General features: G+C 56.3%; 5 protein-coding genes. 3 read left to right on the forward strand and 2 right to left on the reverse strand.

Translation table 11 applies throughout. From position 1 onward, the window contains the following. The 3 genes from EN969_RS35330 to EN969_RS21020 form a co-directional block, all read left to right on the forward strand. On the forward strand, positions 1-490 hold a 490-nt coding region (locus tag EN969_RS35330; RefSeq protein ID WP_164758392.1), incomplete at its 5' end, for a hypothetical protein. Continuing rightward, entirely contained in the window at positions 478-1,536 is a 1,059-nt protein-coding gene (locus EN969_RS21015) for a hypothetical protein (protein ID WP_224571173.1), read from the forward strand. The genes EN969_RS35330 and EN969_RS21015, both read left to right, overlap by 13 nt. 50 nt (positions 1,537-1,586) lie before the next feature. Further along, the gene (locus tag EN969_RS21020) at positions 1,587-2,732 is read left to right on the forward strand and encodes a DUF4236 domain-containing protein (RefSeq protein ID WP_095770037.1); all 1,146 of its coding nucleotides are present in this window, start codon (positions 1,587-1,589) and stop codon (positions 2,730-2,732) included. 13 nt (positions 2,733-2,745) lie between these two features. Here EN969_RS21020 and EN969_RS21025 read toward each other — a convergent pair whose 3' ends face one another. After that, positions 2,746-3,513, reverse strand: coding sequence for a thermonuclease family protein (locus EN969_RS21025; protein ID WP_095770038.1), 768 nt, complete (start codon positions 3,511-3,513; stop codon positions 2,746-2,748). A 97-nt stretch (positions 3,514-3,610) separates the two neighbouring features. Continuing rightward, positions 3,611-3,740: MucR family transcriptional regulator (locus EN969_RS21030; RefSeq protein WP_206525198.1), on the reverse strand; the 130-nt coding region annotated here is incomplete at its 5' end.

Genomic DNA, 3,740 nt, shown 5'->3' on the forward strand with positions numbered 1-3,740 from the left:
GAAGAACGATCTGGCGCCGATGGTCAAGCTCCTGGGTAATGCTGTCGCACAATATGCGATAAAAACCGAAACAGCCTCGCAAGAGCAGCAAACGCGGATGACCGGTCTTGCCGACGCAGTGATCAAGGTGGCGACTGGAGTGGAGAGAGCGGCAGCGGCCGCAGAAAAGACCGCAGAAACTGTCCAAGCGCAGCAGCGTTTGACTGAGGAGTTCATGGCTGTGATGCAGAAACACAGCAATGAAACACGCGGCCTCGTCGCAACCCTTACACAACATAGCCTCCCGGCCGTGCGCACTCCCCAGCCTCTGAGCAATGCGATAGCGAACGATGTCGAGCGAGTGGCGGCACCTTCCACTGTTGCCTCCCCTGTGGAGACGCCAATCAAGGTTTCGGATGACACGGAGGGCGACACCTTCCGATCGTTAAGCAGTCCGGCGGAGGTGGAGAAGGGTGAACCGCCAAAGAGAGCAAGTTGGTGGGGCAGGTGAGTGAGGTTAGCGGAACAGCCATTACGTTTGAGCGCAAGGGCTATGGCCGCGGCCTGATACTCGGCCTGACGATGGCTGAGACGATGCTGCTTCTCGTTTTCTGCCTTTTGCTTGCTGCAGGCGCGCTCATCGCCAAGACAAAGAAAGAGGCTGCGGCAGCGCAGAAGATTGCGCAGTCCCTCAATGAGAACGCTCGCAAGCTTGACGAGGAAAACAAGCGGTTGCTGGCTCAGCTGAATGCCATGGTCAAGCCTGCAAGTCGACGCAATGTACCAGATCAAGAATGGCGTGAATTGGTCCGGGCCAAAGAGGCCGCAGAGGCAATCAAAAAAGTGGGACTGACCCTTGAGGAAGCGGTGAAAAGCGCGCCGGCCGCCAAAGTCCTCTCTGACAACGACGTCGACGTTGATCAGGCCAAAGCCATGATCGAGAAGATGAAGGTTCTGCGCGAGCTCGGCTACGTTGGCACGGGCAAGACGTCCAAGGATCTTGCTGACGCACTGAAGAAGGCAAGGAACGAGGCCTCTGCTGACAAGCCACACGATTGGCCACCGATCATCAGTCTTAGCGAGCTCGATGGCTATAATTTCGATACTGGAAGTGCGGAGCTTTCCGGTGGCTTCAAAACGAAGTTGCGGCAGATGTCGAAGACCATTGCTGGAATTGCAACTTCCTATGGTGTGGACGTCATTGAGGTGATTGGCCACACGGACGAGCAGGCGATGTCCGGTGACTCATCGAATATGGACAGAGGCCTTCAGCCCGTACTGGCGCGCAAGATGGACATTGGCACACTCCATCCTGCCGACAATGCCGGGCTTGGATTAGCGCGAGCGATCTCCGTCACAGGCATCCTGCGCGATATGCCGGAACTGAAAGGCTTCACCATCCTGCCAATGTCCGGCGGCCAGTTGATATTGCCTGGCGACCGGCTCACCGACGGCGCACAGGCCGGCGACGTCAAGGCGAGGAGGCGAATTGAGATCAGGGTCAGGCAACGTTCGCGAGAGACAGATATTGGACTGGTTCCGGTACCAAAGTTGTGAGGCGAACTGCCCTTGGGTTTCGCTCACAGGGCTTGGGGGGGATTGCGGGGATGGGGTTTTACGTTCGAAAATCGATTAGTGCGGGACCTTTCCGCTTTAACTTCTCGTCTGGCGGGGTTGGCGCGTCCGTTGGCGTGCAAGGTCTTCGTATCGGGACTGGCCCACGAGGGCATTATATTCATGCAGGCGTCGGCGGTCTCTACTACCGAGGCACTTTGGGAAAGCGCAGCGCCAAGCAGACGCTGCAACTGTCTGAATTCCCATCTGGGCCAAAGCCCCATCCAACATCCTCACCCGTGGAATATGTCAGCGGTGGCGTCGTGATGAGAGAAATCGAGTCCGCCGATGTGATCGAGATGCGTGATGAGACATTTGCCAATGTGCTTGATGAAATCAATGCGAGGCAATCGCAGACGCGAATGTCGCTCATCCTGGCCGTGCTGTTTGGGATCGCCGGATTGATCGCAGGCGCAATGCTGGGAGGTGGGGTGGCGCTGATCGGTATTGCTGCCTTTTTGCCGGGCATGCTTATTGGCAACTGGTTGGACAGCTACCGCCGGGTGAGCGTGCTCTACTATGATTTGGAGCAGGACGCGGAGGCGGCCTACGGGCGACTTGTCGCCGCCTTTGACACGCTCACACGCTGCGCGGCGAGTTGGCATGTCGCGGCTGGTGGCAAGATAGAGGATCTGACGACTTGGAAGCGCAATGCGGGAGCCACGATGTTGGTCGATAAAAAGTCGACGACGCTCCAAGCTTCCTTGCCGACGGTTGTTCGCAGCAATGTCACACCACCGTCGATACACGTCGGCCGGCAAATCCTTTATTTCATGCCAGACATGATTTTGGTGAAGGACGGAAACCAGTACGGTGCCGTTGGGTATGGAGACCTCAGGACGCAATTTGCCCCCAGCAATTTTATTGAGACCGGCAAAGTTCCATCTGATGCTGAGATCGTGAGCTATACCTGGGCTCATCCCAATAAGAATGGCGGACCCGACAAACGCTTCAGAGATAATCGGCAGATCCCTGTCTGTCGCTACGAAGCCTTGCGGTTTTCTAGCCCATCCGGGCTCAACGAGCTGGTGGAATTTTCCAAGACAAACGTCAGCCAGCCCTTTTGCCAGGCTCTATTGGCACTCGCGCAAATGCACCGAAACGCTGGTGGCCAGTCCGGCTTGCTGAAAGCGCGCTAAGGAATTGGCTTGGTCAGCAAATGCCTTCGCACGGAATTCCGTCGCCGTCCCGGTCCAATTTGGGTCCCCAGCTACAGTTATTGAGATACCAGCGCGCCTCATCGCATGAGGAGATTTGCTTACAATAGCGACGCGGTTGACACGAATAGCTCTGAGCTATTTGGCGACGGCCTGTAAGGCCGTAGGATGTGTCATTACCGGGTTTATTGTTGGCTGCATGTGTTGCTCGCCAATCCCAAGGGGCTGTGAAAGTGCCAACCCAGATGCCAATCTTGGCCCTTTGGGCATCTGCCTGTTGTGACGCGTAACTACCATGGCTGTATCGAGGCCAATCCAGGGCATAACCCTGTTCGACCATCCAAGACGCAATGCTAGCACCGTCCGCCCGCTGACAATCACCAACGAAGCGGTTGTAACGATCCCACGAAACAAAGTTGCACTGGATGGGTCGGGATTGACTGAGGAAGATGTCCAGTGCTTCTGCGGATTTGCGGCCGCATGGGTATTCTTGCCCGCTTGCGTCGCTGCAGTTTTGGCTGCTTTCAGGTGCGTCGATGCCATTGAAACGAATACGCTGTCCGTGGATCTCGATCGTGTCCCCGTCAACGATGGACGCTACGCCGACGATAGGCTTCGGTTTTGACCCGAGTGCGCTTGCTGTATTGGGTCCCGCGATCTGGTTGCCCCACCCTGTAAAGTAGGAGGTGACATAAGCGCCCACTGCTAGCGTGATCACCAGGATCGCGGCTAATGATTTATGTGAAAAGAAACGCTTGCGCATAATTGAAACCCGGCCGCGTCTTGGCCGCGAGCTGCGGCGATGGGAATAGCGATCGCGATTCAATTTTCGATCCTTTGCGAAGCTGCCAAATGTTTTGCTAGCGCGTCTTTGACTTCTTGGCTGCTGCTTTCTTGGGCGCGGCTGCTGTGCGACCGAGGCCAATCGATTTTGCCAATCTGGAGCGATTGGCTGAATAGTTAGGCGCGACCATGGGGTAATCGTTGGAG

It is taken from the genome of Mesorhizobium sp. M7A.F.Ca.CA.003.01.2.1 (genome assembly GCF_003998945.1).
Lineage (GTDB): Bacteria > Pseudomonadota > Alphaproteobacteria > Rhizobiales > Rhizobiaceae > Mesorhizobium > Mesorhizobium ciceri.

Excerpts from the sequence above, each read along its gene's own strand:
- EN969_RS21020 (WP_095770037.1), top strand. The coding sequence starts at position 1,587 with ATGGGGTTTTACGTTCGAAAATCGATTAGTGCGGGACCTTTCCGCTTT.
- EN969_RS21025 (WP_095770038.1), bottom strand. The coding sequence starts at position 3,513 with ATGCGCAAGCGTTTCTTTTCACATAAATCATTAGCCGCGATCCTGGTG.